This window comes from Paracoccus marcusii (assembly GCF_006151785.1).
GTDB classification, from domain to species: Bacteria; Pseudomonadota; Alphaproteobacteria; order Rhodobacterales; family Rhodobacteraceae; genus Paracoccus; species Paracoccus marcusii.
Genome location: NZ_VDDD01000042.1, coordinates 1 through 25,406, shown reverse-complemented (window position 1 = coordinate 25,406; position 25,406 = coordinate 1). Strand labels below are relative to the sequence as shown.

The following is a 25,406-nucleotide window of genomic DNA, read 5'->3' as shown; positions in this document are numbered from 1 at the left end:
GCCCGCAGCGCCGCCTGCGGCCCCGCCGCCCCTGCCCGGCGGCACGGCACCACGCTGGCATGTGGCCATCGACGGCGCGGCCGCGGGGCCCTTTGCGCAATCCGACCTGCTGCGGCTTGTGGCCGAGGGGCGCCTGACCCCTGCCACGCTGGTCTGGACCGAAGGGCAGGATGGCTGGCTGGAGGCCGGTCAGGTCCCGGCCTTGGCCACCATCCTTGGTGCGACGCCGCCGCCCCTGCCGCGCTGAGGACCGGATGATCCCGGCCGAACACCGCTTTCCCTGCGGACAATGCGGGGCCAGCCTGACCTTTCGCCCCGGCCAGCAGGAGCTTGTCTGCGATTGGTGCGGCCACCGGCAAACCATCGGCCCCGGCCCCGCCCGTGCGCCGGGGCGCAAGGCCGATGACAGCAGCGCCGACCCCGCCCTGCAATGGTCCGAGGGCCCGCGGGCGACGGGCCCCGCGCTTCGCGAGATCCCCCTGGCCGAGGGGCTGGATCTGTCTCAGGGTGCCGCGGACATCGTGCAGACCGTCCGCACCCTGTCCTGTCCGAACTGCGGGGCACAGGTCGATCTGGACGCCGACCATCACGCCAGCGCCTGCCCCTTCTGCGCAACGCCGGTCGTCACTGACACCGGCCCCACGCGCCGCATCAAACCGCAGGGGGTGATGCCCTTTACCCTGACCGAGGCGCAGGCCCGCGCTGCGATGAAGGCGTGGCTGGGCAGCCTGTGGTTCGCCCCGTCCGGCCTGACGGCCTATGCGCGCAAGGATCGGCGGCTGAGCGGGATCTATTCCCCCTTCTGGACCTTCGACGCCGACACGACGTCGCGCTATCGCGGCCAGCGGGGCGATGCGTATTACGTCATGGTGCAAAGCACCCAGACAGTGAACGGCCGGACGCAGACGGTCAGCCGCCAGGAACGCCGCATCCGCTGGACCCCGGTGTCGGGTCAGGTCGCGCGCCAGTTCAACGACGTGCTGATCCCCGCATCGACCGCGCTGCCGCCGCGCTTCTCCGAGGCGATGAAGCCCTGGGATCTGTCGGCCGTGGCGGAATACGACCCCCGCTTCCTGTCGGGGTTCGAGGCCGAGGGGTACACCGTCCCCCTGGCGGACGGTCACGGGGCCGCACGCCAGCAGATGGCGCAGGTCATCCACCAGGACGCCTGCCGCAGCATCGGCGGCGCGGAACAGCGCGTCGATCACGTCGACAGCCGCTTTGTGAACGAGACCTTCAAGCACGTCCTGCTGCCGATCTGGGCTGCGGCCTATCGCTACAACGGCGCAAGCTACCGTTTCGTGGTCAATGGCCAGACCGGCAAGGTCATGGGCGAACGCCCGTATTCGGCATGGAAAATCGCCGGGGCCGTCGCCGTGGCACTGGTAGCGTTAGCAGCCATCCTGTATCTGACCCAATAGGGCCGAACCAAGGGGGACCGACCATGATCCTGTGCGCAGGCGAATCGCTGATCGACATGGTGCCGTCCGACGGCACCTTCCGCCCGCTGGCCGGCGGCGCGGTCTACAATACCGCCATCGCGCTTGGGCGGCTTGGCCAGGACACGGGCTATCTGTGGCCGATCAGCCGCGACCCCTTCGGCGACCAGATCCTGCGGCCGCTGGCCGAGGCCGGGGTGAACACCGACCTGTGCCCCCGCACCGACCGGCTGACCACGCTGGCGCTGGTGACGCTGACGAACGGCGAGGCGCGCTACTCCTTCTACGACGAGGGCTCCGCCGGGCGGATGCTGCTGCCCGAGGATATCGGGCCGCTGCCTGATACCGTGACCGCGCTCTTCGCCGGCGGCATCAGCCTGGTGCCCGACCCCTGCGGCGGCACCATCGAGGCGTTGATCGCGCAGCATCACGACCGCCTGCCCGTGATGATCGATCCCAACATCCGGCCGTTCTTCATCACCGATGCGGGAGCCTATCGTGCGCGGCTGGCCCGGCTGTTGCCCATGGCCGATATCGTCAAGCTGTCGGCCGACGACCTGGAATGGCTGCACCCCGACCTGTCGCCCGAAGACGCCGCCCGCGCGGTGCTGGCCACCGGCCCCAAGCTGGTCCTGCAGACCGGAGGAGAGGCCGGCGCCAAGGCGATCTGGGCCGGAGAGACAGTCCACGCCCCCGCCGTGCGCGCCACCGTGGCCGACACGATCGGCGCGGGCGACACGTTCAACGCGGGCGTGCTGGCCTCGCTGGACCGCCAGGGCCTGCTGACCAAGGACGCCATCGCGGCGATCACCCCCGCCCAGATCCACGCGGCGCTGACGCTCGGCGCGCAGGCTGCCGCCGTCACCGTCTCGCGCCCCGGCGCAAACCCGCCCTGGTCACACGAAATGCCTGCCTGATCTGGGGGAGGGTCCGGGAGGGGCGCAGCCCCGTCCGGGTGGGGGGTGCGGGGGGCTGGCCCCCCGCCCTTCCGTCGCGGGACGCAACGGGCTCAGTCCGCCGGGTGCCACCCGCCGCTGCGCGGCTCTTCGGCTTCGTCATCCTTGTCGGCCTCGGTGGCCGTGCCGGTGAACGCCTCGAACGCGCCTTTCTGCCGCGCGGTCCAGCGCAGATCCAGATGCAGCCCGTCCTCGCCTGCCTCCTCGCGCTCGACCACGCCGGCCTCGTGCAGCCAGGCACGGCTGCGCCCATCGGCAAAATCCAGCACCACCTGCCCCTCCACGCGCGGCTCGTCCAGAACCTCGCCCAGCTGACGGTCGATGGCGGCGATCAGGTCGTCCAGCCCCTCGCCCGACAGGGCGCTGACCGCCTGCACGCCCTCGGTGCGGGCATCGGTGCGGCGCAGGGCCGCCCGGGTGTCGTCGCCCAGGGCGTCGATCTTGTTCCAGACCTCGATCGCGGCCACGTCCTCGTCCACGCCCAGACTGTCCAGGATCGCGGCCACGTCATGGGCCTGCTCCTCGGTCTCGGGGTGGCTGATGTCGCGCACATGCAGGATCAGGTCGGCCTCCAGCACCTCCTCCAGCGTGGCGCGGAAGGCCGCGACCAGCTCGGTCGGCAGATCGCTTATGAAGCCCACCGTGTCCGACAGGATCACCTTGCGCCCCGAATTCGCGCCCTGCGCGTCAGGCAGGCGGATCGCCCGCATGGTGGGATCCAGCGTCGCGAACAGCATGTCCTTGACGAACACGTCTGCCCCGGTCAGCCGGTTGAACAGCGTCGATTTCCCGGCGTTGGTGTATCCCACCAGCGCGACGATCGGATAGGGCACCTTCGCACGCGATGCGCGGTGCAGGCTGCGGGTCTTGACCACGCGGTCCAGCTGCCGGCGCAGGCGCGTCATCTGGTCGTCGATGGCGCGACGGTCGGCCTCAATCTGCGTCTCGCCGGGACCGCCCACGAAGCCCAACCCGCCGCGCTGACGCTCCAGGTGGGTCCAGGCACGAACCAGCCGCGTGCGCTGATAGGACAGCGCCGCCAGCTCGACCTGCAGGACGCCCTCGCGGGTGCGGGCACGGTCGGCGAAGATCTCCAGGATCAGCCCGGTCCGGTCCAGAAGCTTGACGCCCCAATCCTTCTCCAGGTTGCGCTGCTGGACAGGGGTCACCGGCCCGTCGATCAGCACCAGTTCGACCTCAAGCGCCTCAAGGCGCTCCTTGATCTCGGCCAGCTTGCCCTTGCCGAACAGCTTGCCGGCATTGGGCTCGCGCAGGTTGGCGACCTCGGATCCGACCATCTCGATGCCCGGCAGGGCCAGGGCCAGCGACACGGCCTCGGCCAACGCATGCTCGGGCTCGCGCCGTTGGGTACGGGCGCGGCCCAGATCGGGGTGGATCACATAGGCGCGTGTCGGCTTGGCTGCGGTTTCCGTCAGTTCGGCCAATCAATCCTCGCCTTCGTACAGGGTGATGGGCTGGCCCGGCATGATCGTGCTGATCGCATGCTTGTAGACCAGTTGCGACTGTCCGTCGCGGCGCAGCAGGACGCAGAAGTTGTCGAACCAGGTGATGACGCCTTGCAGCTTGACACCGTTGATCAAAAAGATGGTGACGGGCACCTTGGCCTTGCGGACATGGTTCAGGAACGCATCCTGCAGGTTCTGCTTGTCGCCAGCCATTTGTTTATCGTCCGTTTTTCACTGTCCCTGTCCGTTCAACATCTAAGCCGATGCCCCACCCCATGCAAGCATGGCGGATTTCGCGAAAACGCGAAGGCAACATTTGGGCCACACCTAGCGGCGCCAGAACTCCGGAGAGAACAGCGCCAGCACCGCCAGCGTCTCGATCCGGCCCAGGACCATCGCGCAGGCCAGCACCGCCTTGGTGAAATCGGGCAGGCCCGACCAACCCTCCCACGGCGCGGAGGCGATGCCGGCGGTACCTTCGAAGGCGGGCGTCAGGGGAATGGCGCTGGCCAGCGGGCCGGCATTGGTCAGCGCGGCGATGGACAGGATGGTCGCGGTCTCGAACTCGATGGCGTGGATGGACACCAGGCTGACCACCAGCGCGATCGAAATCGCGAACAGCATAAAGAAGATGAAGGCCAGATAGGCGCCTTCGCGACGCAACCTGCGGGCGATTCGCCCGCCGCCGGACACGGAATGGGGGTGGATGATCCGCTCCATCTCGCGCTGGCCGTGGGTGGCCAGCGCATAGACGCGCAGCAGCTTGACGCCCCCCGCGGTCGTGGCGATCCCACCCCCCATCAGTGCCAGCCCCGCCAGGACCAACCCCGGCGCGTCCAGCCCCGACCAGGACCGCGCCCCCGCCCAGGCGACAGAGGTCCAGCCGGTCGTGGTCAGATAGCTCAGCGCGCTAAACATGCTGCCCCACATGGCCGACAGGGCGCGCCCGACCTCGGCCATGCCGGTCGGATCGGGGGGCGCCGCGCGGTCGACCTCGATCGCGCCCAGGAAATGGCGCAGGAACAGCATCACGCCGACCCCCAGGACCAGGCCCAGCGCCATGCGCAGTTCGGGGTCCTCGATCAGCCGCTCGGTCGCGCGCAGTTCCGCGCCCCCGGGCCAGAAGCGCCGTGACAGGGCGGGGATCAGGAAGATAAAGACCAGCATCTCTCCGGGAATGCCCGAAGCCTCGCCCGACGGCCCGATCACCGGAGAGATGCCCGACGTCGACAGCGTCCCCATCGCCCGCGTCAGCGCCACGAAGGACGGATCGCCCAGCATCAGCAGCCCCACCCACAGCACCAGCGTGAAGCCCAGATAGAGCGGGCCCACCTGCAGCGCGGCGCGGCCCAGCCGGCTGGCGGGATCCGCCAGCTGCGTGTCGAAGCTGGGATCGGACAGGTGCAGGACCGGGCGGCGCGGCTGGTCCGACGGCGGCAGGTGCTCGCGGTATTCCTCGCGGCCATAGGGGTTCGACATGATCTCGAACCCGCCGACGCGCAGCGGCGCCAGGATCGCGACCGCCGCCACCAGCACGAAAAAGCCCCCCATCCAGCCCACCATCGACCGCCACAGATGCAGCGGCAGCGGCAGCAGGTCGGCCGAATAGAGCGACGCCCCGGTGGTGGTCAGCGACGACACCATCTCCCACCAGGCGTTGAAGAACCCCGTGTCGGGCTGGCTTTCCGCAAAGGGCACGGCCAGAAGCAGCGGCAGCAGCCCATAGACCCCCAGCATCAGCAGCAGCATCTCTCGCGCGGTCTGGCCGCGGGGGTTGGCCTGCGCCGCAAGCCCGATCAGCCCGCAGAAGGTCAGCGTCAGCAGCGCCGCATAGAAGAAGTTGCGCGCGATTGCGGCGTATCCCGTGACCGAGGCAAAGCCCGCGGGCGCCAGCATCAGCACCGCCGCCAGCCCGACCAGCAGAACCAGCAGCGGCATCCGCAGAAGAAAGCCCGTCATCCCCCGACCCTCAGAAGAAGTCGATCGAGACCTGCAACAGGCGCTCGACTTCGGGGACGTCCTTGGTCAGGGCAAAGATAAGCACGATGTCGCCCTCGTCGATGCGGGTGTCGGCCAGCGGCTTAACCACCCGGTCGCCCTTGCGCACCGCACCCAGCAGCGCGCCTTCGGGGAAGTCGATGTCGCGGATCGCGCGGCCCGCCATGGGGCTGGTGGACAAAACCTGCGCCTCCATCACCTCGGCCTCGGCGTCGCCGACGGAATAGATGTCGCGCACGCGCCCGTGGCGGATGTGGCGCAGGATCGTGGACACGGTCGTCGATCGCGGGTTGATATAGGCGTCGATGTCCAGCGCCCCCATCAGCGGCACCAGCGTGGGGTCGTTGATCAGCGCAATGGCCATTTTCGCCCCCGCCTGCTTGGCGCGCACCGAGGCCAGGATGTTGGTCTTGTCGTCGTCCGTGACCGCCAGGACGGCGTCGGCCTGGGGAACGGCAGCCTCGTCCAGGATCTCGGCGGACAGGCCGTCGCCGTTCAGCACGATGGTCCGTTCCAGACGGTCGGCCGCGAATTCGGCGCGCCCCCGGTCGCGTTCGATCAGCTTGGCGCGGATGCGGTCCGGCCGCGCCTCCAGCGCCTGCGCCACGGCCAGGCCCACGTTGCCCGCCCCGATGATGGTCACGCGCTCCTGCTTGCGGGCGGGCTTGCCAAAGATGTCCAGCGTGCGCGCCACGTCATCGATGTGACAGAAGACATAGATCTGGTCCTCGGCGAACAGCTGATCGCCCGGTTCGGGCGCGAACAGCCGCCCCTTGCGGCGTACCCCCGCCACGATAGCACGCAGGCTGGAGAACAGCTCGGTCAGCTGGCGCAGCGGCGTGTTCAGCGCCGGACAGTCCGGTTCCAGGTCGATCCCCAGCAGCTGGATCTTGCCGTCCATGAAGGTCTCGACGTCGAAGGTCGACGGGGCCGACAGGCGCTGCAGGGCAGCCAGCGCGACCTCGCGTTCGGGACTGATGACCACGTCGATGGGCAGGTGCTCGGTGCGGTACAGATCGGAATAGATCGCGTCCAGATAGGCGCCCGACCGCAGGCGGGCGATCTTGCGCGGCACCTGGAAGATCGAATGCGCGACCTGGCAGGTGACCATGTTCACCTCGTCCGAATGGGTCGCGGCGATGATCAGGTCGGCGTCGCGCGCGCCGGCGCTGTCCAGGATGTCGGGATGGCTGGCAAAACCCGTCACCCCCTGCACGTCCAGCGATTCCGTGGCCCGGCGCACCAGGTCGGGATTGTTGTCGATGACGGTGACATCGTTGCGCTCGCCCGACAGGTGGCGCGCGATCTGCCAGCCGACCTGCCCTGCCCCGCAGATGATGATCTTCATGCGTCACCCTTCCTGTCCCGCGCCCCCTTGCCTAAGCCGGGCGCGCGGTCCGCGCAAGCGGCAGGCTATTTGCCCATCATCAACTCGTCCTCGCCGCGCATCCCGCCGACGACCCCAAGCGACTTCAGCTTGCGGTGCAGCGCGCTGCGCTCCATGCCGACGAACTGCGCGGTGCGGCTGATGTTGCCGCCGAACCGGTTGATCTGGGCGACCAGGTATTCACGCTCGAACAGCTCGCGCGCCTCGCGCAGCGCCATCGCGGTGACCGACGGCCCCAGGCTCAGCGTGTCGCTGTTGTCCGGCGTGGCCCCCTGGGGCTCCAGCTCGGACGGCAGGATCGGCCCGTGGCTTTCCGCCAGGATCAGCACGCGTTCGATCACGTTGCGCAGCTGGCGGATGTTGCCGGGCCAGCGCATCGACTGCAGCGCGGCCACGGTCTCCTCGGGCAGATCGCGCGGCGTCAGGCCCTGGTTCTTGTGGAACTGCTCGATGAAATGGCGCGCCAGGGCCGCGATGTCGTCGCGCCGGTCGGCCAGCGACGGCACCGCGATGGGCACCACGTTCAGCCGGTCGAACAGCTCCTGCCGGAACCGGCCGGCGGCGATTTCCGCCACCAGGTCGCGGTTCGTCGACGACAGCACCCGCAGGTCGACCCGTACCTTGTCCGCGCCGCCCGCGCGCACGAACTGCTGTTCGGTCAGCACGCGCAGGATCTTGGGCTGGGTGCCCATGGGCATGTCGCCCACCTCGTCGAAATAGATGATCCCGCCATGCGCCTGCTCCAACAGGCCCGGCTCGATCCCGCGTTCGGGGGATTCGCGGCCGAACAGCACCTCCTCCATACGCTCGGGCTCGATCGTGGCACAGGGGACGGTGACGAAGGGCGCCGACGCGCGCGGGCTGTGCGCGTGGATATAGCGCGCAGCGCTCTCCTTGCCGGTGCCGGGTTCGCCCGCCAGCATCACCCGGCCGTTGGACCGCGCCACCTTGTCCAGCGCGTCGCGCAGCCGCTTGAAGGCCGCGGACTGGCCCAGCATGTCGGCCACGCGGTCGCCGCCGCGCCGCAGGCTGCTGTTTTCGCGGCGCAGGCGGGCGGTCTCCATCGCGCGGTTGATGACGACCATCAGCTGGTCGATGTTGAAGGGCTTCTCGATGAAATCGTACGCCCCCTGCTTGATCGCGGCGACCGCGATCTCGATGTTGCCATGCCCCGAGATGATGATGACCGGCACGTCGGGATTGTTGCGCTTGACCTGTTTCAGGATGTCGATCCCGTCCATGCGGCTGTCCTTCAGCCAGATGTCCAGGATCATCAGCGACGGCTCGCGGTCGTTCAGGGCCGCCACGGCCTCGTCCGAATTCGCGGCCATGCGGGTGTCAAAGCCCTCGTCGCGCAGGATGTCGGCGATCAGTTCGCGGATGTCGCGTTCATCATCGACGATCAGGATGTCGTTCATGGTGTCGCCTCGTCTTTTTCTTGTCTGCTCTTGGTCTTGGGCCCCCGCACGGGATGGCGTTCGCGGGGCAGCCGGATCTCGGCCATGGCGCCCGGCGGATCGGGCGCATCGGTCAGGGACAGGCTGCCGCCATGTTCCTCGACGATCTTCTTGACGATGGGCAGGCCCAGCCCGGTGCCGTGGCTTTTCAGCGTCACATAGGGTTCGAACAGCCGCGACCGGTCGGCGGGCAGGCCCGGCCCGGTATCGATGATGCGGATGCAGACGGATTCGGGCTGCACCTCCAGCGCGACGGCGATCTTCGGCGTCCAGCCGGGGATCGCCTGCGCGGCCTGTTCGTCAATGGCCTCTCCGGCGTTCTTCAGCAGGTTGGTCAGCGCCTGGCGCATCATCCCGGCGTCGCAGTCGACGATCACCGGCTCCTCCGGGATGTCGCGGGTGATGGTCGCGTGCAGGGCGTCCTGCTGCAACAGCAGCACCTGGCGCAGCAGCGCGGCCAGGTCGGTCTCGGCCCGGTCGGGTTCGGGCATCCGGGCAAAGCGGCTGAACTCGTCCACGATCCGGCGCAGGTCGTTCGTCTGGCGGATGATCACCTCGGTGTATTGGTCCAGCGCGGCGCGGTCGCCCTCGGCCGCCAGCGGGCCGAACTTGCGGCGCAGGCGTTCGGCGGACAGCTGGATGGGCGTCAGCGGGTTCTTGATCTCGTGGGCCACGCGGCGGGCGACGTCGCCCCAGGCGGCCATGCGCTGCGCGCTGACCAGCTCGGTCACGTCGTCGAAGGCCACCACGTATCCCTCCAGCGCGCCGTCCGCGCCGCGGCGCACGGCCATGCGGACCAAGAGGCTCTCTACCCGGCCCTCGCGCATCAGGCGGACCTCGTCTTGGATCGTCTCGGCGACCGAGGCGGACAGGCGCGCGAACAGCGGCGCGAATTCCGGCACCACCTCGGACAGCAGGGCATCGATGTCGCGTTTCGCATCCAGCCCCAGAAGCCGGCTGGCCGAGCGGTTGACGAAGTCGATCTCTCCGGCCGCGTCCAGCCCGATGACCCCCGACGTGACCGAAGTCAGCACGTTGTCGAACAGCCGCCGCTGGTCATCGGACAGGCGATAGCTCTCGACCAGCTCCTCGCGCTGCGTCTTCAGCTGGCGGGTCATGCGGTTGAAGGCCTGGCCCAGGGTCTGGATCTCGTCCCCGGTGCGGACCTCGGGAACCTGCACGTCCAGATCGCCGCGCCCCACGCGGTCGGTCGCCTGCGCCAGAAGGCCGATTGGCCGCGACAGGCGGGACGCGAACCACAGCCCCAGCCAGATCGCCGCCGCCACCAGCAGCAGCGCAAAGCCCAGATAGACCAGCGAAAACTCCAACAGGACCTGGCTGCGCATCGCCTCCAGCTGGCGGTAATCGCCCGCGGTCGCTCGCGTGTCGTCCACCAGCCCCAACAGGTCGCCATCCACGTCGCGTGTCACGTACAGGTATCGGTCGGCCAGCGGCGGCAGCGCGACAAGCGCCCGGAACTCGTCATTCGCCCAATCCTCGATCAGGGCGATGCCGTCGGCCTGCGCGCGGTCCAGCTGGTCGGCACCCGGCGCCTCGTACCAGAACAGATAGCTCCGCTCGCCCCGGGCGCGGATCTCTCCGGCGCCGTTGATGATATAGGCTTCGCGCAGTCCGCGCTGGATCAGGCCCTGGCCCTGCACCAGCAGCTCGCGCATCTCTCCGTCCTCGATCAGGGGATTGGCGCGCCCCGCACGGGTCAGGATGCTGGCCAGCGCGCGCGCATCCTCGGTCAGATCGCCGCGATGTTCCGCGTGATAGGCCTCGGCCGCGGCCTGGGACGTGGTCACGACCTGCTGCACGCGGTCGGAGAACCAGCCCTCCAGCCCGATGTTGACCAGAAATCCCGCGAACAGCGCGACCAGCACTGTGGGCACCAGCGCCAGCCCGCCAAAGATCGCGACCAGCCGTGCATGCAGGCGCGATGCGGGCGCCGTGCTGCGCCGGGCCGAGATCAGCCGCGCCATGCGCGCGACGATGAACCCGATCAGCACGATCAGAAAGGCCAGGTCCGCCAGCAGGACCACCCGCAGGGTCGCGCCCTGCATGCCCCGACCGAACGGCCCCATCACCGCCAGCGTCGCCACGGCCAGTGCCACGCCCGACAGCACGATGCCCCAGGTCAGCGCCCCGCGCCACGGTCGGGGCAATCGGATACGGGCCAACCTGTCCCAGCTGAGCCCCGATGCCAAACCTGCCATATCCCCCACTTGCCGTCTTTCGCGGCTTTTGTTGCGGGCGCGCGTGTCCTTCGCGCTGGTCCCTGTGGCGGTTTTACATCAGTTTGCGCCTCCGTGTCACCTCGATATTCAACTCGGTCAGTTTCTTGCGCAACGTATTGCGGTTGATCCCCAGCAGATCGGCACAACGCAGCTGGTTTCCCCCGGTCGCATCCAGCGCCACCTGCAGCAGCGGGCGTTCCACCTCGCGCAGGATGCGGTCATAGAGGCCCGGCGGCGGCAGCGCGTCGCCATGCAGGTCGAAATAGCGCTGCAGATGCGCCTCGACCGAATCCGACAAGCGCGATCCGACCTGGGGCAGGCTGACGACGCCCGCGGGTTCGCGCGCGGGGGCAAGGGCCGATACCGGCGCCGCCGCGGGGGCGCGGTGGCCCGACTGCTGGGACAGCGCCTCGCGCATCTCGGCGGTGCTGATGGCGGGGCCGCTGGCGGTCAGGGCCAGGCGGCGCATCATGTTCTCCAGCTCGCGGACGTTGCCCGGGAACGGATGGGCGCGCAGCATGGCGGCCGCATCGTCCGACAGCATCCGCTCCGGCAGGCCCTGTGCGGCGGCACGGGCCAGCAGATGCGCCGCCAGCGGCAGGATGTCGTCCACCCGCGCGCGCAGGGGCGGCACGCTGACGGTGACGCCCGCCAGGCGGTAATACAGGTCCGACCGCAACCGGCCCGCCGCCACGTCGGCCTGCGGATCGGACCCGGTGGTCGCCACGATGCGGGGCGCATGGGCGCGGTCGGGGCCGGCCTCCATCGTCTCGATGAGGCCGATCAGGCGGGCCTGCGCGCCTGTGTCGAACCCGGCCGGGTTCTCGATGATGATCGTGCCGCCGCGGGCCTTGTCGGCGGCGCGCGCGATCGCCTCCTCGGTCGCGTCGGACGAGGTCAGGACCGCAAGCCCCCGGTCGCGCCGGTCCGACAGCTCGTGAAAGCTGCGGGCGATGGTGGTCTTGCCCACCCCCGCCTCTCCGGCGATGATCACCGGCAGGTCGGCGTTCAGCACCCGCGCGACCATGCGGAACAGCGCCTGCATCGATGGTGCGTGACCGATCAGCGGCATGGCCGGGTCCGCCGCCTCGCGCGGGGCGGGCAGCGGTTCGGGGATCGGGTCTGACTTGCGCGGGCGGCGCGACAGGGCCTGGTTCGCCTTGGACATCAGGTCCGGAAGATCGAAGGGCTTGGGCAGGTATTCGAACGCCTCGGCCTCGGTCGCGCGGATCGCGGTGACGATGGTGTTCTGGGCCGAGATCACGATCACCGGCAGGTCTGGCCGCGCCTCGCGGATGGCGGGGATGCGGTCGATGCCGTTGCCGTCGGGCATCATCACGTCGGTAATGACCAGGTCGCCGCGCCCCTCCTCGACCCATTTCAGCAGCTGCGCCAGGCTGCCCGTGGCGTGGACGCGGCATCCCGCGCGGGTCAGCGCCTGCGTCAGCACCGTGCGGATGGTGCGATCGTCGTCAGCAATCAGAACGGTGCCGTCCATGGGTTCAGGTCCTTATGCCTTGGGCAGGGAGATGCGGAACACGGTGCGACCGGGGCGGCTGTCCACCCGGATCAGCGCGCCGTGGTCGGTGATGATCTTGCTGACCAGCGCCAGGCCCAGCCCGGTGCCGTTCTCGCGGCCCGAGACGAAGGGCTCGAACACCTGGTCGGCGATGGCCGGGGGGAAACCGGGGCCGTTGTCCTCGATCTCGATCTGCAGGGGCAGCGGGCGGCCCGTGGGATCGGTCTCGTCGGGGGGACGGCGCAGCGTGTGGTCGTAATGGGTGCGCAGGCGGATCGCGCCGCCGGCCTTGCCGTCCAGCGCCTCGGACGCGTTCTTGACCAGGTTCAGGCAGACCTGCACCAACTGGTCCGCATCGGCCAGCGCCGCAGGCAGCGAGGGGTCGTAATCGGTCACGATCTGCACGTCGCGCGCAAAGCCCGCCTTGGCCGACCGGCGCACCTGTTCCAGCACGTCATGCACGTTCAGCGCCGACAAGCGCGGGGCCGAGGTGTCGCCGAACCGTTCGACCTGGTCCAGAAGCGCCACGATGCGGCGCGATTCCGCGACGATCATCTCGGCCATCTCCCGGTCCTCGGGGGTGGCGTTCATGGCCATCAGCTGGGCCGCGCCGCGGATGCCCGCCAGGGGGTTCTTGATCTCGTGGGCCAGCATCTCGGCCATGCCGATGGCGCTGCGGGCGGCGCTGCGGACATGGCGGGCCTGGTGCGCGCCATCATCGTCCTGCGGCACGATCAGCAGCGACACCGACCCGCCGGCCCCGTCCGCGGGCCCCGCATGCACGGCCGCCCGCCGCGCCTGGTGGTTGCCGGTCCGGTCGCCGATCTCGAACTGGACGCTGGCCTGGTACAGCGCCTCCTCGCTGGCACGCACGCGGGCCAGCAGCGGCCCCAGGCCGGGCTGCAGGCGCAGGCGCATCGACATCTCGTCCCCGTCCAGCGCGCGGCCCAGGGTCGAGTTGCGCGACAGGTTCAACCAGATCTCGGCGGCGTCGTTCATCGCGGCCACGCGTCCGTCGGCGTCCAGGATCAGCGCGGGCAGCGGCAGCGCCGCCCAGCCCGGTCCGGGGGCCGCCTCACGGAAATCGCGCGGCCGAGGCGTCATGCGGCCACCCCTGCGGCTTCGCCGAAGGCGCGGGCGATCAGGTCCAGCGTCGCGCGGGGCGTGTCGGCCCGCATCATCTGGTCGCGCAACGGGGCGCCGTTCGCATCGGCATACCAGCCCAGATGCTTGCGCGCGACGCGCAGGCCCAGATCGGTGCCATAGAAGTCCAGGATGTCCTCGTAATGCTCGGCCACCAGATCGGCCAGCGCCGCGCCCTGCGGCACGTCGGGCGCGGGCGTGCCCCACAGGTCATGCGCGATCTGCGCCAGGATCCAGGGCCGCCCCTGCGCGCCGCGACCGACCATCACCGCATCCGCCCCCGACGCCTCCAGGGCCGCACGGGCGCTGGCGGCATCGACGACGTCGCCATTGGCCACCAGCGGCGGGCGCGCCGGCAGGTCGGCCACCGCGCGGATCGCGGACCAGTCGGCCTGCCCCTTGTAGAACTGCGCCCGCGTGCGGCCATGCACGGTCAGCATCGCGACCCCCGCATCGCGCGCCCGCGCCGCCAGATCGGCCGCGTTCAGGCAGTCGTCGTCCCAGCCCAGCCGCATCTTCAGCGTGACGGGCACGTCGACCGCCCCCACGACCGCATCGACCAGCGTCATCGCATGATCCAGGTCGCGCATCAGCGCCGCGCCGGACAGCCCGCCGGTGACCTTCTTGGCGGGACAGCCCATGTTGATGTCGATGACACGCGCCCCCATGCCGGCCACGATGCGCGCGGTCTCGGCCATCGGTGCGGCTTCGCGGCCCGCGATCTGGACGCTGACGGGCAGCGCACCTTCGGTCAGCGCCTTGGCGCGCACGGCGGCACGTGTCGACGGGCGCGGCGTCACCATCTCGGTCGAGGCGACCATCTCGGACACCATCAGGCCCGCGCCGAACCGCGCGACCGCGCGGCGGCAGGGGACATCGGTGATCCCGGCCATCGGCGCCAGGAAGACCGGCGGGCCAAGGGGTGTGTCACCAAGCATGATCGGGTCGGGCAATCGCATGTTCTGTTCCTTCACCCCGGGGCAGACCGCCCGCAAGAACGGCAGGGGGCGGCTGGCCTGCCCAAATCGCAGGCGCGTCCCGGTTGCCTGCAAACCGGGCATGTTGCAATCATCTTAAGCAGACCGCGCGCCAAGGCTGCAAGCGGGCCGATGTCGCAACCGGAACCGGAAGCGACGTGGACGGTGGTGGCGGCGGGGCCTGCGTCGTGCTTGGATGGGCGCGGAAATGCAAGGGGGTGCCATGTTTCTGTCGGTGTTCGATCTGTTCAAGCTGGGGGTGGGGCCCTCCTCCTCGCACACGATGGGGCCGATGGTGGCCGGCCAGCGGTTCCTCGATTCCCTGCGGGTGCAGCCGTTCCGGGCGCATGGGCTGCGCGCCAGCCTGCATGGCAGCCTGGCCTTCACCGGCAGGGGGCACGCAACCGACCGCGCGACGATCCTGGGTCTTGCGGGCTTCACCCCCGCCAGCATGGACATGGAGGCGGCCGAGGCCGCGCTGGCCCGCAACCGAGAGACCCGCCTGTTGGAACCGCAGGGGCTGGGCCCGCTGGTCTTCGACCCCGAACGCGACCTGCGGTTCGATTACGACCACACCCTGCCCGGCCATGCCAACGGCATGACCCTGTCGGCGACCGACGCGCAGGGCGACGTGATCTATCACCAGATCTACTACTCGATCGGCGGCGGCTTCGTGATGACCGACCACGAGCTGGCCGACAAGGCGGGCGCGGTGCGCAGCGATGCCACGTCCAGCGTGCCCTATCCCTTTGCCAGCGCGGCCGAGATGCTGGAGATGGCCCAGGCCTCGGGCAAGTCGATCGCCCGCATGAAGGAGGCCAACGAGCTGTGCTTTCGGTCCCGTCCCGACATGCTGGCGGGGCTGGACCGCATCTGGACCGCGATGCGCGACTGCATGGACCGCGGCCTGTCGACGGACGGCGTCCTGCCCGGCGGGCTGCACGTGCGTCGGCGCGCGCGCGCGATCCACGCCAAGCTGGTCGAGGAACGCGGCCTGAACATGACCGCGCCCCATGTGATCAACGACTGGATGTCGGCCTATGCGATGGCCGTGAACGAGGAGAACGCCGCCGGCGGTCAGGTCGTCACCGCACCCACGAACGGCGCCGCCGGCACGGTGCCCGCGGTGATCCGCTATTGGCTGGACCATGTGCCGGGCGCGTCCGAACGGCTGCTGCCCGATTTCCTGCTGACGGCGGCGGCGGTGGGCGGGCTGATCAAGCACAACGCCTCGATCTCGGGCGCGGAATGCGGCTGCCAGGCCGAGGTCGGATCCGCCGCCGCGATGGCCGCCGCGGGCCTGGCCGCCGTCCTGGGCGGCACCCCCCAGCAGGTCGAGAACGCCGCCGAGATCGCGCTGGAGCATCACCTGGGCATGACCTGCGACCCGGTGCGTGGCCTGGTCCAGGTGCCCTGCATCGAGCGGAACGGGCTGGGCGCGATCAAGGCCGTGGCGGCCGCCAGCCTGGCGCTGCGCGGCGACGGCAGCCACATCGTGCCCCTGGACGCCGCCATCGAGACGATGCGCCAGACCGGCCGCGACATGTCCGAGAAGTACAAGGAGACGTCGCTTGGCGGCTTGGCCGTGAACGTCCCGAACTGTTAGGGGGTCAGCTGCCCGCGCAGCGTGTAATGCAGGCCCTGGGGCAGGAATTCGGCCTGCCCCTCGCCGTTGAAATAGGCCGGGACGATCATGTTCACCAGGCGCGACCCGAACCCTTCGCGCGTGGGCGCTGCCACGACCTGACCACCGGTCTCCTGCCAGTCCAGCGCGAAGTCGTCGCCCATGACCGACCAGGTCAGGTCGACCATGCCCAGCGGGCTGGCCAGCGCGCCGTATTTTGCCGCATTCGTCGCCAATTCGTACAGGGCCAGCGACAGGCCGACTGCCTGCTGGCTGCTCAGCGGCACGGGCGGGCCGGACAGGCGGATCCGGTCGTTCCCGACCAGATGGGCGCCGATGGATCGGGCCATCACCTCGGTGATGTCGGCGCTTTCGCCCAGGCCCGTGAACAGGCCCTGTGCCTTGGCCAGCGCCATGATGCGCGCGCCGACCGTGTCGCGGGCCTCCTGGATGCTGGTCGCGTTGCGCAGGCTGGAGGACACCACGGTCGAGGTCACCGACAGGATGTTCTTGATCCGGTGCAGCAGCTCTTCCTGCATGACCTGCTGGTTGCGGCGTGCCAGCACCAGCGCAGTCATGTCCACGGTGATGTTCATCAGACCCGCCACGCTGCCGTCGTCGTCGTAAAGCGGGCTGTAGCTGAAGGTCCAGAACGTCTCCTCGTCGAACCCGTTGCGGGTCATGACAAGGCGCATCTCCTCGGAATAGGTGCCGCGGCCTGACAGCGTCTGGTCGACCAGCGGCTTGACGTCGTCCCAGACATCCGCCCAGATCTGCTGGAAGGGCTGACCCAGGGCCCGCGCCTCCTTGCGGCCCAGGACGGGCGCATAGGCGTCGTTGTACAGCATGATCAGCTCGGGGCCCCAGAACATGCAGGACGCGTGCCGCTGCGCCAACATCATCCGCACCGCGGTCGTCAGCGCCACCGACCATTCCGAGATCGACCCCAGGGGCGTGGTCTGCCAGTCAAAGTTTCCGGTCGCACGCGCCATCGGCCCGTCGTCCCAGGAAAATCGCGCCGGTTCGGGCCGCGCGGCGGGGCCCCGGGCGTGCTGTGCCGATCCCGTCATGTGGGTGCCACCAGAGAGAACATCACCGAAACCTATGCCGGTTCCCGTATGATATTCAACGAATAACCCTCGATGCAGCCGGTTTCGCACCAATAATCATCATTTATCAACAAGGTGAACCGTCCGGTGCGGCCGATCCATGCGGCGGCGACATGCCGGGACGGGGGCGTGACGCTTGCCCCCCGTGGCTGCGGTTGCTAACGCTTGGCAGACAGTGATCCCGCGACAAATCCGCCCTGAACCAGAAGGCCAAAGCCCCATGTTCCCCCGCCTTGCCATCCTTGCCCTGATGACCCTGCCCCTGGTCGCCTGCGACACCCAGGTGATGACCGACCTGCGACGCGGGGTCGGCCTGGACGACGCCGCAGCCCAGCCCGAAGAGCCGACCGGCCCGCGCCCGCCCGCCGTCTCTCCGCTGGAACAGCCGATCGAGACGGGCACGGTCGGGCGCGTCGTGCCAACCGCGGAACCGGTGACCTATCGCACCACCGCCTTTGTCGCGGGCGGGAACGAACCGGCCTGGAACGTCCAGGTCAGCGGCGACACGGCCGTCTATCGCACGGCCGACAACCAGGCCGGGCGCCAGATCCCGGTGAACCGCCTGGTCTTCAGCCAGGGCGTCGAATACATCGGGGTGCTGGGCGGGCGGCCCTTCGTGCTGAACCTGCGGGCGGCGAAATGCAAGGACAGCATGGTCGACGAGACCTATCCGCTGACCGCACGCCTGACCGTGAACGGTCAGACCCAGCTCGGCTGTGCACAGCCCGCCGCCCCGGCCGCACCCGCCACAGCCGAGGCCGCACCGGCCGCCGCCGGTTGACGCGCGCGCACGGCTCACGCATTCGTGTGTCGATCCGTGCCGCAAAGCCTGCCACTGCGCCTGACGATCCTGCCCTGCCCGCCCTGATCCTGCCGCCGAAAGGAAGCCGCCGATGCGCCGCTCGCGACTGACCCGCCAGCTGATGGCCACCACCCTGCCCCTGGCCCTGATCGTGGGGTCGGGCGTCGGCGTCGCGACCGCCGACCCGATGCTGGGGCGCAACATGTCGACCTATGGCCTGCCCGGCGGCATCGACACGCCCACGGCCGAGACGATGCCCGACGGCAGCCTGGGCGCGACGCTGTCGCTGTCCGACTATGCCCGACGCGGCAACGTCTTCTTCCAGGCGCTACCGGGGCTGACGACGGTCCTGCGCTATGGCCGCGTCGACGGGATCAACGATTACCGGCAGGAGGGGTTCATCTCGGACCGCTCGCTGGACCTGCGCTATCAGATCGTGGACGAGGACGGCTGGCGCCCCGCGGTGGCCGTCGGCCTCCAGGATTTCCTGGGCACCGGCGTCTATTCGGGCGAATACATCGTGGCGACGCGCAACGTGACGCCGACGGTGCGCGCATCGGTCGGCCTGGGCTGGGGCACGCTGGCGGGCAAGCCGCGCATCATCGACGTCGGCGACGAGGGCGGGACGCCCAATGTCGAGGACTGGTTCACCGGCGGGGCCAAGCCCTTCGCCTCGGTCAGCTGGCAGGTCAACGACCGCCTGAACCTGGTCGCGGAATACTCCAACGACATCTATCGCGCCCGCTACAGCGACGGCAACGAATACCAGCAGGGCGACGAGCCGGGCAGCAACATCAACCTTGCCGCCAACTATCGCTTTGGACGCAACTACGAGGCCGGGCTCTATACCATCGGCGGAGAGACGATCGGCGCGCAGTTCACCATCGCGCTGAACCCGCGCGACGCCACCTATCCGTCGGGCCTGGAAAGCGCGCCGGCCCCGGTGCGTCCGCGGCCGGCGCCCGCGCAGGACCCCGACGGCTGGTCGGGCAGCTGGTCGCAGGACCCGACCGCCCAGCCCGCCATCCAGAAGGCCCTGGGCGACGGCATGGCGGACGAGGGGATGCTGTTGGAAAGCATGGCCCTGGCGCCGACCCGCGCCGAGGTCCGCCTGCGCAATCAGCGCTATATCAACCAGGCCGAGGCCGTGGGCCGCACCGCGCGCCTGATGACCCGCGCCCTGCCCCCGTCGGTCGAGACCCTCGTGATCACCTCGACCAGCGACGGGATGCCGACCTCGTCGGTGACCCTGCGCCGCAGCGATGTCGAGCGGCTGGAGAACACCGAGGCCGGGCAGATCGCCGCCGCATCCACCCTGTCGGACGCCGCACCGGGCGTGCCGGGGCTGGTGGCCAGCCAGGGCCTCTATCCGCGGTTCCGCTGGTCGGTGAAGCCCTATCTGGACCTGGGCATCTTCAGCGCCGAGGACGGACTGACCCACGAGGTCGGCGCCGAGGCGCGTGCCAGCTATGAGCTGATGCCCGGCCTGATCGCCACCGGCGCCCTGCGCCAGCGCGCCTTCGGCGACATCGGCCAGCGCGGTCCGGGCATTCCGGGCCAGCGGGGCGAATATTACAGCCCCGACGAGTATGAATCGAACCCCGCCCTGGAAACCACGCCGCAGGGCGTGCCGCGGGTGCGGTCCGACACGCGGATGTACACGGGCAATTCCAGCCCGGTGATCCCGGAACTGACGCTGGCTTGGTACGCCAAGCCGTCGGACGCGATCTATACCCGCGTGACCGTGGGCCTGCTGGAACGCGCCTATGGCGGCGTCTCGGCCGAGGCGCTGTGGAAGCCCGCCAATTCGCCCCTGGGCTTTGGCGCCGAGATCAACCGCGTCCGCAAGCGCGACTTCGACCAGTTGTTCGACTTTCGCGACTATGAGGTCACGACCGGCCACGTTTCGGCATACTATGAGTTCACGCAAGGCTTCACCGCCCAGCTGGATGTCGGCCAGTACCTGGCGGGGGACGTCGGTGCGACCGTGACCCTGGCGCGCGAGTTCGCGAACGGCTGGCAGATCGGCGCCTATGCCACCAAGACCGACCTGTCGGCAGAGGAGTTCGGCGAGGGCAGCTTCGACAAGGGCGTGACCCTGTCGATCCCGCTTGGCTGGGCCACGGGCCAGGCCAGCCGCGACCGCGTGTCGACCAACATCCGCTCGCTGTCGCGCGACGGCGGATCGCGGGTCAATGTCAACGGACGCCTGTACGACCGTGTTCGCGAAAGCCACACCGTCGATCTTTACGAAGGCTGGGGGAGGTTCTGGCGATGAGCAGAGCGATGCAGACGCGCGCAATCCTGGCCGGGGTGGCCTTGGCCGCCCTGTCGGCCTGCGGCAATACCGGCGCGGACGAGGCCGGGGCCAGCCCGCTGTCGGTTCTGGCCCAGACCGCGACCCAGGCCATCACGGCCCGCGGGGCGACCCAGCCGGCGCAACCCGCCCGCAACCCCCAGCAGGCCGCGGCCGAGGCGCTGCGCGTCAATCCCGGCCCGCTGATCCAGGCGACCTTCGAAAGCCCTGCCCGCACGCAGGTCCTGGCGCTGACGGGGACGAACGGCGCCATGCGCACCTACATGACCCCCGACGAACAGGCGGTGATCCTGCGCGGCGGCATGCTGATCGGCACGCGCGGTCTGGGCCGCGACCTGTCGGTGGCGGAACCGGGGACCGAGGCGCTGATCCGGGCGGGCCAGTCCGGCAGCGGCACGCGCGTCATGCGCTATCTGTCAGGCGACGGGTTGGAACGGCCGCTGCAGTTTTCCTGCACCACTGCGCCCGGCCCCAACCCCGGCGTGATCCTGGAGACCTGCGAAGGGCATGGTGCGACCTTCCAGAACAACTATCTGGTCCAGAACGGGCAGTTCCCCGTATCGCGCCAATGGATCGGGCCGGGCCTGGGCTATGTGACCATCCAGACGCTGCGTCCCTGACAGGCAACACCGGAACTGAAAGACCGGCCCTTTGCGGGGCCGGTTTTTTCATGCGCGGGTGCCATGGCGGGCAACGAAAAAGGGGCTGGCCAAAGGCCAGCCCCTTGTGGCTCGGACCGTGCGAACGATCCGATCCGATATCAGCTGTCGTCGTCGTCCGAAGCGACTGCGGCGATGACGCCCAGCAGCAGCAGGGCGGGGACGACCAGGCCAGCGTTCGAGGAAGCGGGCTGCTCCTCAACGATGACGGGCTCGACTTCCACGACGGGGGCGACATAGCCACCGGCCAGAGCCGAGGTTGCGGTCAGGCCGAGAGCGGCCGCGAAAGTAGCGAATTTGGTCATGATCATGCTCCGTTTCGATTGACGGCTGCCATTTCTGGCAACATCGAGGCGACAGTTACACAAACCCGAACAGTTGAAAAGCAGCATTGAATTGATTCCCCCGTGGGCTTGCAACCACTGTTGCATATTGGCCAACACCTGTTTCGGCACTTGGTTCCGGCCCCCGCAAACCCCCGGAAAAACTGTGACAATTCGGCACTATGCCCGGCGAAGTGCCTGTGAGACGACGAAAAAGATCGCCGCCGCGGTCACGATCGAGGGACCCGCCGGCGTGTCGAGTCGCAAACTGGCCCACAACCCCAGGATGACGGATGCGGCGGCGATCAGGGCGGCGCCGGCGGCCATCCGCTCGGGGGTCCGGGCCCATGTGCGGGCCGCCGCCGCCGGCACGATCAGCATCGCCGAGATGAGGAGCGAGCCCACCACTCGAATCGCCAGCGCGACCACCACGGCCAGCGCCAGCGACAGGACCAGGCGCTCGACCCGCGGGTCGATCCCCGCGGCCATGGCCAGCTCCTCGTTCAGGCTGCTGGTCACAAGCCGTTGCCAACGCAGGGCCAGGACCGCCAGAACCAGCGCCGCCCCCGTCCAGATCAGCACCAGGTCGGCACGGCCCACCGCCAGGATGTCGCCGAACAGATAGCTGGACAGATCGGACCGCGCGGCAGGCACGAAGCTGATCGCGACCAGGCCCACGGCCAGCGCGGAATGCGACAGCACGCCCAGGATCGTGTCCATCGCCTGCCCTCGCGTCACCAGCGCCGACACCAGGCAGGCCATCGCCACCGCAACCGCAAGGGTCCCGGCATAGATCGACACCTCGAAGGCCAGCGCCATCGCGACGCCCAGGATGGCGGCATGGGCGGTCGAATCGCCGAAATAGGCCATCCGCCGCCAGACCACGAAACTGCCCAGCGGTCCCGCCACCAGGGCCAACCCCAACCCCGCCAGAACGGCGCGCATGAAGAAATCGTCAAGCATCGGTGGTCACCCCTGCGCCCGGTCGGCGTGGTCATGGCCGCATCCCGGCCCGTGGACATGCGGCGTCAGGTCGTGGTCGTGGTCGTGGCGGTGCTGGTACAGCGCCAGCGTGCCCTCGGCCCCGGCGCCGAACAGGGCGCGGTATTCGGGGGCGGTGCTGACATGCTGGGGCGTGCCCTCGCAGCAGACATGCCCGTTCAGGCAGACCACCCGGTCCGACGACCGCATGACCACCAGCAGATCGTGGCTGACCATCAGCACGGCCGCGCCGGTCTGCCGGCGCACCTCCTCGATCAGCTGATAGAAGGCCACGATGCCCGGCTGATCCAGCCCCTGCGTGGGTTCGTCCAGGACCAGCAGATGCGGGTCCGCCAGCAAGGCCCGCGCCAGCAGCACCCGCTGGAACTGGCCGCCCGACAGCTGGGTCAGTTGCCGCGCACCAAGGCCCGGAACGCCGGTGCGGACCAGCGCATCCTCGGCCTGGACGTCGGATACGCGCACGGGCAGCGACAGGAACCGGCGCACGGTCATCGGAATGGCCGTGTCCAGCTGAACCCGCTGCGGAACATAGCCGATGCGCAGCCCCTGCCGCCGCGTCACCGCGCCGGAGGCCAGCGGCATGTGCCCCAGCAGCGCCCGGATCAGCGACGACTTGCCCGACCCGTTCGGACCGACGACGGTCACGATCTCGGCGGGGCGGATGCGGAAATCGACCTGCGCCAGCACCGGTTCGGTCGTTCCGGGGCGGTGGATCGTCAGCGCGCGGGATTCGATCAGCGGGGTCATGCGACGCCTTCGGCGGCACAGGTGGCGCAGAGGCCCAGCGCCTCGATCGTGGCGCGTTCGACGCGGAACCCGCCCTGGGCCGCGACCGCGGTCAGCGCATCGCGGATCGGGGCGGCGGCGGCCTCTGCGACCTTGTCGCAACTGCGGCAGATCAGGAAGGCCGGATGATGGTCGTGCCCCGGATGCAGGCAGGCCGCAAAGGCGTTCAGCCGCTGCAGCCGGTGGGCCAGCCCATGCGTGACCAGAAACTCCAGCGCGCGATAGGCGACGGGGGGCTGGCGGCCGAACCCTTCGGTCGCCAGGCGGTCCAGCACCTCATAGGCGCCCATCGCGCGGTGGCTCTCCAGCAGGATCTCCAGCGTGCGGCGGCGGACGGGGGTCAGGCGCGCGCCCTGCTCGGCCAGCCGGGCCGCAGCCTCGTCCAGCGCACGGTGCGCGCATTCGCGGTGGTCATGCGGCGCAAAGGTCGCGGCGATGACATGGTCGTGGTCGTGGTCTGGCACGGGGGTCCTTCACGCAGCGATGCGTTACTTTATTACAATGCGGTTGACTTGTTACCCTGTAACACACAGAACCCTGCCATCGCAACAAACCCGCCCTGCAAAGGAGATCCCGATGCGCAGCCCTGCATCCCTTGCCGCCATCCTGTCACTGACCGCCGCCCCTGCCCTGGCCGCCCCGCAGGTCGTCACAGACCTGGTCCCCACCGGCGCCCTGGTCCAGGAGGTCATGGGCGATCTGGCCGAGGTGCGCGTCCTGCTGCCCCAAGGGGCCAGCGCGCATCATTACCAGATGCGCCCGTCGGACGCCCAGGCGCTGCAGGGTGCCGATGTGGTGATCTGGATGGGACCCGAGCTGACGCCCTGGCTGTCGCGGGCGTCGGACACCCTGTCGGGGGCCACGCAGCTGCGCCTGCTGGAGGTCGAGGGCGTCGCCCTGCGCGACTATGCCGGTGCAGCGTCAGAGGGTGACACGGACCATGGCGACCATGCGAGGCATGACGACCACGCGGATCACGCCGGTCACGATCACGGTGATCATGCCGACCACGACCACGACCACGACCACGACCACGGGGACCATGCGGGGCATGATCATGTCCATGCCGGCACCGATCCCCATGCCTGGCTGAACCCCGCCAACGCGGCGCCCTGGCTTGACGCCATCGTCGCGACGCTGTCCGAGCAGGACCCCCAGAATGCCGCCACCTATCGCGCCAATGCGGATGCGGCGGCCGAACGCATCGCCGCTTTGGACGACACGTTGCGCGAACGCCTTGCCCCGCATGCGCAGGACCGGTTCGTCGTGTTCCACGACGCCTATGGCCATTTCACAGATCACTTTGGTCTGCAGCCTGCGATCGCCGTGTCGCTTGGGGACGCCTCGACCCCGTCCGCGGCGCGCATCGACCAGATCCGCACCCAGATCGCCGAGTCAGGGGCCGTCTGCGCCTTTCCGGAATACGCCCATGATGCCGGCCTGATCACCACCGTGACCGAGGGCAGCGACATCCGCACCGGCAGCGAACTGAGCCCCGAGGGCGGCACGCTGTCCCCCGGCGCGGGCCAGTACGAGGTGCTGCTGACCCAGATGGCCGACACCATCGTCGATTGCCTTGCCGATCAGTGATCGCCCGTCCGGGCCGCCTTCGCGGCGGTCCGGACCACCTGTCAGCGGGTCGAAATCTGATCGTTAAGAATCCTGACTATTTTACTTTGACAAACCTGAACGAATTTGTCAGCATTGGGGCATCATCACTGTCCCAGCATGAGGCTGACCATGACCGCAACGCGCCCCGCCGATTTCACCCGTCCCGGCACCGCCATCCTGGCCCGGATGCCGCAGCATGACGCCACCGCCCTCACGCAGGGCGGCAACCAGGCGCTGATCGTCCTGGACGAGCAGGTCTATCAGTTGCGGATCACCCGCGCGGGCAAGCTGATCCTGACGAAATAGTCGATCGACCTTGGCAAAAGGGCCGCCCTACGGGGCGGCCCTTTCGTCACGCGTGCTGTCGCCTGTCAGCCGCGGGGCTTGCCGCCGGGGCGGCCACCACCCTGCGGGCGATCTCCGCGCGGAGCGCCGAACGGCTTGGCCCCGCCCGGCCGCGGCTTGCCCTGAAACTTGCCGCCCGCATCACCACGCGGACCGCCGAACGGCTTGCGACCCTCCGCCCCTTCGCCACGCGGTGCGCCATAGGGCTTGCGGTCGCCATCGGCGCGGGGCTTGCCGAAGGGCTTC

At 69.3% G+C, this 25,406-nt stretch carries 23 protein-coding genes and 1 pseudogene; 9 read left to right on the top strand and 15 right to left on the bottom strand.

Annotated elements, in window-relative coordinates:
• The 3 genes from FHD68_RS08775 to FHD68_RS08765 all read left to right on the top strand — a co-directional run.
• Nucleotides 1–247: DUF4339 domain-containing protein (locus FHD68_RS08775; RefSeq protein ID WP_139085545.1), on the top strand; the 247-nt coding region annotated here is incomplete at its 5' end.
• A 7-nt stretch (nt 248–254) separates the two neighbouring features.
• On the top strand, nt 255–1,421 hold the full coding sequence (locus tag FHD68_RS08770) for a TFIIB-type zinc ribbon-containing protein (RefSeq protein WP_127899045.1): 1,167 nt from the start codon (nt 255–257) through the stop codon (nt 1,419–1,421).
• Nucleotides 1,422–1,444: 23 nt separating this feature from the next.
• Entirely contained in the window at nt 1,445–2,356 is a 912-nt protein-coding gene (locus FHD68_RS08765) for a carbohydrate kinase family protein (protein ID WP_127899046.1), read from the top strand.
• A gap of 92 nt (nt 2,357–2,448) precedes the next feature.
• On the opposite strand, the gene hflX is transcribed toward FHD68_RS08765, so the two are convergent.
• The 9 genes from hflX to dusB form a co-directional block, all read right to left on the bottom strand.
• Nucleotides 2,449–3,840 carry a GTPase HflX gene (gene hflX, locus FHD68_RS08760; RefSeq protein WP_127899047.1) on the bottom strand — a complete coding sequence of 464 codons (1,392 nt, stop codon included), beginning with the start codon at nt 3,838–3,840 and terminating at the stop codon, nt 2,449–2,451.
• The gene (gene hfq, locus FHD68_RS08755) at nt 3,841–4,074 is read right to left on the bottom strand and encodes an RNA chaperone Hfq (protein WP_042250201.1); all 234 of its coding nucleotides are present in this window, start codon (nt 4,072–4,074) and stop codon (nt 3,841–3,843) included.
• A gap of 114 nt (nt 4,075–4,188) precedes the next feature.
• The gene (locus FHD68_RS08750; RefSeq protein ID WP_045982008.1) at nt 4,189–5,820 is read right to left on the bottom strand and encodes a TrkH family potassium uptake protein; all 1,632 of its coding nucleotides are present in this window, start codon (nt 5,818–5,820) and stop codon (nt 4,189–4,191) included.
• Between the two features lie 10 nt (nt 5,821–5,830).
• Nucleotides 5,831–7,207, bottom strand: coding sequence for a Trk system potassium transporter TrkA (trkA, locus tag FHD68_RS08745; RefSeq protein WP_045982009.1), 1,377 nt, complete (start codon nt 7,205–7,207; stop codon nt 5,831–5,833).
• Between the two features lie 65 nt (nt 7,208–7,272).
• Entirely contained in the window at nt 7,273–8,664 is a 1,392-nt protein-coding gene (ntrX, locus tag FHD68_RS08740; protein ID WP_045982010.1) for a nitrogen assimilation response regulator NtrX, read from the bottom strand.
• Nucleotides 8,661–10,922, bottom strand: coding sequence for a sensor histidine kinase NtrY-like (locus FHD68_RS08735; RefSeq protein WP_139085543.1), 2,262 nt, complete (start codon nt 10,920–10,922; stop codon nt 8,661–8,663). The genes ntrX and FHD68_RS08735 overlap by 4 nt, the downstream gene beginning before the upstream one ends.
• Nucleotides 10,923–10,995: 73 nt before the next feature.
• Complete coding sequence (locus tag FHD68_RS08730; protein WP_127899050.1) at nt 10,996–12,441, bottom strand: response regulator; 1,446 nt, start codon at nt 12,439–12,441, stop codon at nt 10,996–10,998.
• Between the two features lie 12 nt (nt 12,442–12,453).
• A complete protein-coding gene (locus tag FHD68_RS08725) occupies nt 12,454–13,566 on the bottom strand; it encodes a two-component system sensor histidine kinase NtrB (protein ID WP_127899051.1) in 1,113 nt (370 codons plus the stop codon).
• On the bottom strand, nt 13,563–14,564 hold the full coding sequence (dusB, locus tag FHD68_RS08720; RefSeq protein WP_127899052.1) for a tRNA dihydrouridine synthase DusB: 1,002 nt from the start codon (nt 14,562–14,564) through the stop codon (nt 13,563–13,565). Before dusB ends, FHD68_RS08725 begins: the two co-directional genes overlap by 4 nt.
• 241 nt (nt 14,565–14,805) lie before the next feature.
• Between dusB and FHD68_RS08715 the strand changes: the two genes are divergently transcribed.
• Nucleotides 14,806–16,188, top strand: a complete 1,383-nt coding sequence (locus FHD68_RS08715) for an L-serine ammonia-lyase (RefSeq protein WP_127899053.1) — start codon at nt 14,806–14,808, stop codon at nt 16,186–16,188.
• Here the strand turns inward: FHD68_RS08715 and FHD68_RS08710 are convergent.
• The gene (locus tag FHD68_RS08710) at nt 16,185–17,276 is read right to left on the bottom strand and encodes a sensor histidine kinase (RefSeq protein WP_205963155.1); all 1,092 of its coding nucleotides are present in this window, start codon (nt 17,274–17,276) and stop codon (nt 16,185–16,187) included. The genes FHD68_RS08715 and FHD68_RS08710 overlap by 4 nt on opposite strands.
• Nucleotides 17,277–17,535: 259 nt before the next feature.
• On the opposite strand from FHD68_RS08710, the gene FHD68_RS08705 reads away from it, so the two are divergent.
• The 3 genes from FHD68_RS08705 to FHD68_RS08695 all read left to right on the top strand — a co-directional run bounded on the left by FHD68_RS08705 (nt 17,536) and on the right by FHD68_RS08695 (nt 21,054).
• Nucleotides 17,536–18,096 (top strand): hypothetical protein, encoded by a 561-nt coding sequence (locus FHD68_RS08705; RefSeq protein ID WP_127899054.1) that lies wholly within the window; start codon nt 17,536–17,538, stop codon nt 18,094–18,096.
• A gap of 112 nt (nt 18,097–18,208) precedes the next feature.
• The gene (locus FHD68_RS08700) at nt 18,209–20,395 is read left to right on the top strand and encodes a YjbH domain-containing protein (RefSeq protein ID WP_127899055.1); all 2,187 of its coding nucleotides are present in this window, start codon (nt 18,209–18,211) and stop codon (nt 20,393–20,395) included.
• A gap of 8 nt (nt 20,396–20,403) precedes the next feature.
• Nucleotides 20,404–21,054 (top strand): YjbF family lipoprotein, encoded by a 651-nt coding sequence (locus FHD68_RS08695; protein ID WP_240542446.1) that lies wholly within the window; start codon nt 20,404–20,406, stop codon nt 21,052–21,054.
• A 140-nt stretch (nt 21,055–21,194) separates the two neighbouring features.
• Here FHD68_RS08695 and FHD68_RS08690 read toward each other — a convergent pair whose 3' ends face one another.
• The 4 genes from FHD68_RS08690 to FHD68_RS08675 form a co-directional block, all read right to left on the bottom strand.
• Nucleotides 21,195–21,398 (bottom strand): hypothetical protein, encoded by a 204-nt coding sequence (locus FHD68_RS08690; RefSeq protein ID WP_369799442.1) that lies wholly within the window; start codon nt 21,396–21,398, stop codon nt 21,195–21,197.
• 198 nt (nt 21,399–21,596) lie between these two features.
• Nucleotides 21,597–22,379: a metal ABC transporter permease gene (locus FHD68_RS08685; RefSeq protein ID WP_045982018.1), complete on the bottom strand. Its 783-nt coding sequence runs from the start codon at nt 22,377–22,379 to the stop codon at nt 21,597–21,599.
• Between the two features lie 6 nt (nt 22,380–22,385).
• Nucleotides 22,386–23,165, bottom strand: a complete 780-nt coding sequence (locus FHD68_RS19885; protein ID WP_127899057.1) for a metal ABC transporter ATP-binding protein — start codon at nt 23,163–23,165, stop codon at nt 22,386–22,388.
• Nucleotides 23,162–23,668 (bottom strand): Fur family transcriptional regulator, encoded by a 507-nt coding sequence (locus tag FHD68_RS08675; protein WP_369799443.1) that lies wholly within the window; start codon nt 23,666–23,668, stop codon nt 23,162–23,164. Before FHD68_RS08675 ends, FHD68_RS19885 begins: the two co-directional genes overlap by 4 nt.
• 112 nt (nt 23,669–23,780) lie before the next feature.
• Here FHD68_RS08675 and FHD68_RS08670 point away from each other — a divergent pair, with 112 nt between their 5' ends.
• The gene (locus FHD68_RS08670; protein WP_139085541.1) at nt 23,781–24,794 is read left to right on the top strand and encodes a zinc ABC transporter substrate-binding protein; all 1,014 of its coding nucleotides are present in this window, start codon (nt 23,781–23,783) and stop codon (nt 24,792–24,794) included.
• Nucleotides 24,795–24,944: 150 nt separating this feature from the next.
• On the top strand, nt 24,945–25,121 hold the full coding sequence (gene hemP / locus FHD68_RS08665) for a hemin uptake protein HemP (RefSeq protein ID WP_064503568.1): 177 nt from the start codon (nt 24,945–24,947) through the stop codon (nt 25,119–25,121).
• A gap of 65 nt (nt 25,122–25,186) precedes the next feature.
• Here the strand turns inward: hemP and FHD68_RS08660 are convergent.
• A pseudogene (locus tag FHD68_RS08660) lies at nt 25,187–25,406 on the bottom strand (pseudouridine synthase); the annotation flags it as partial.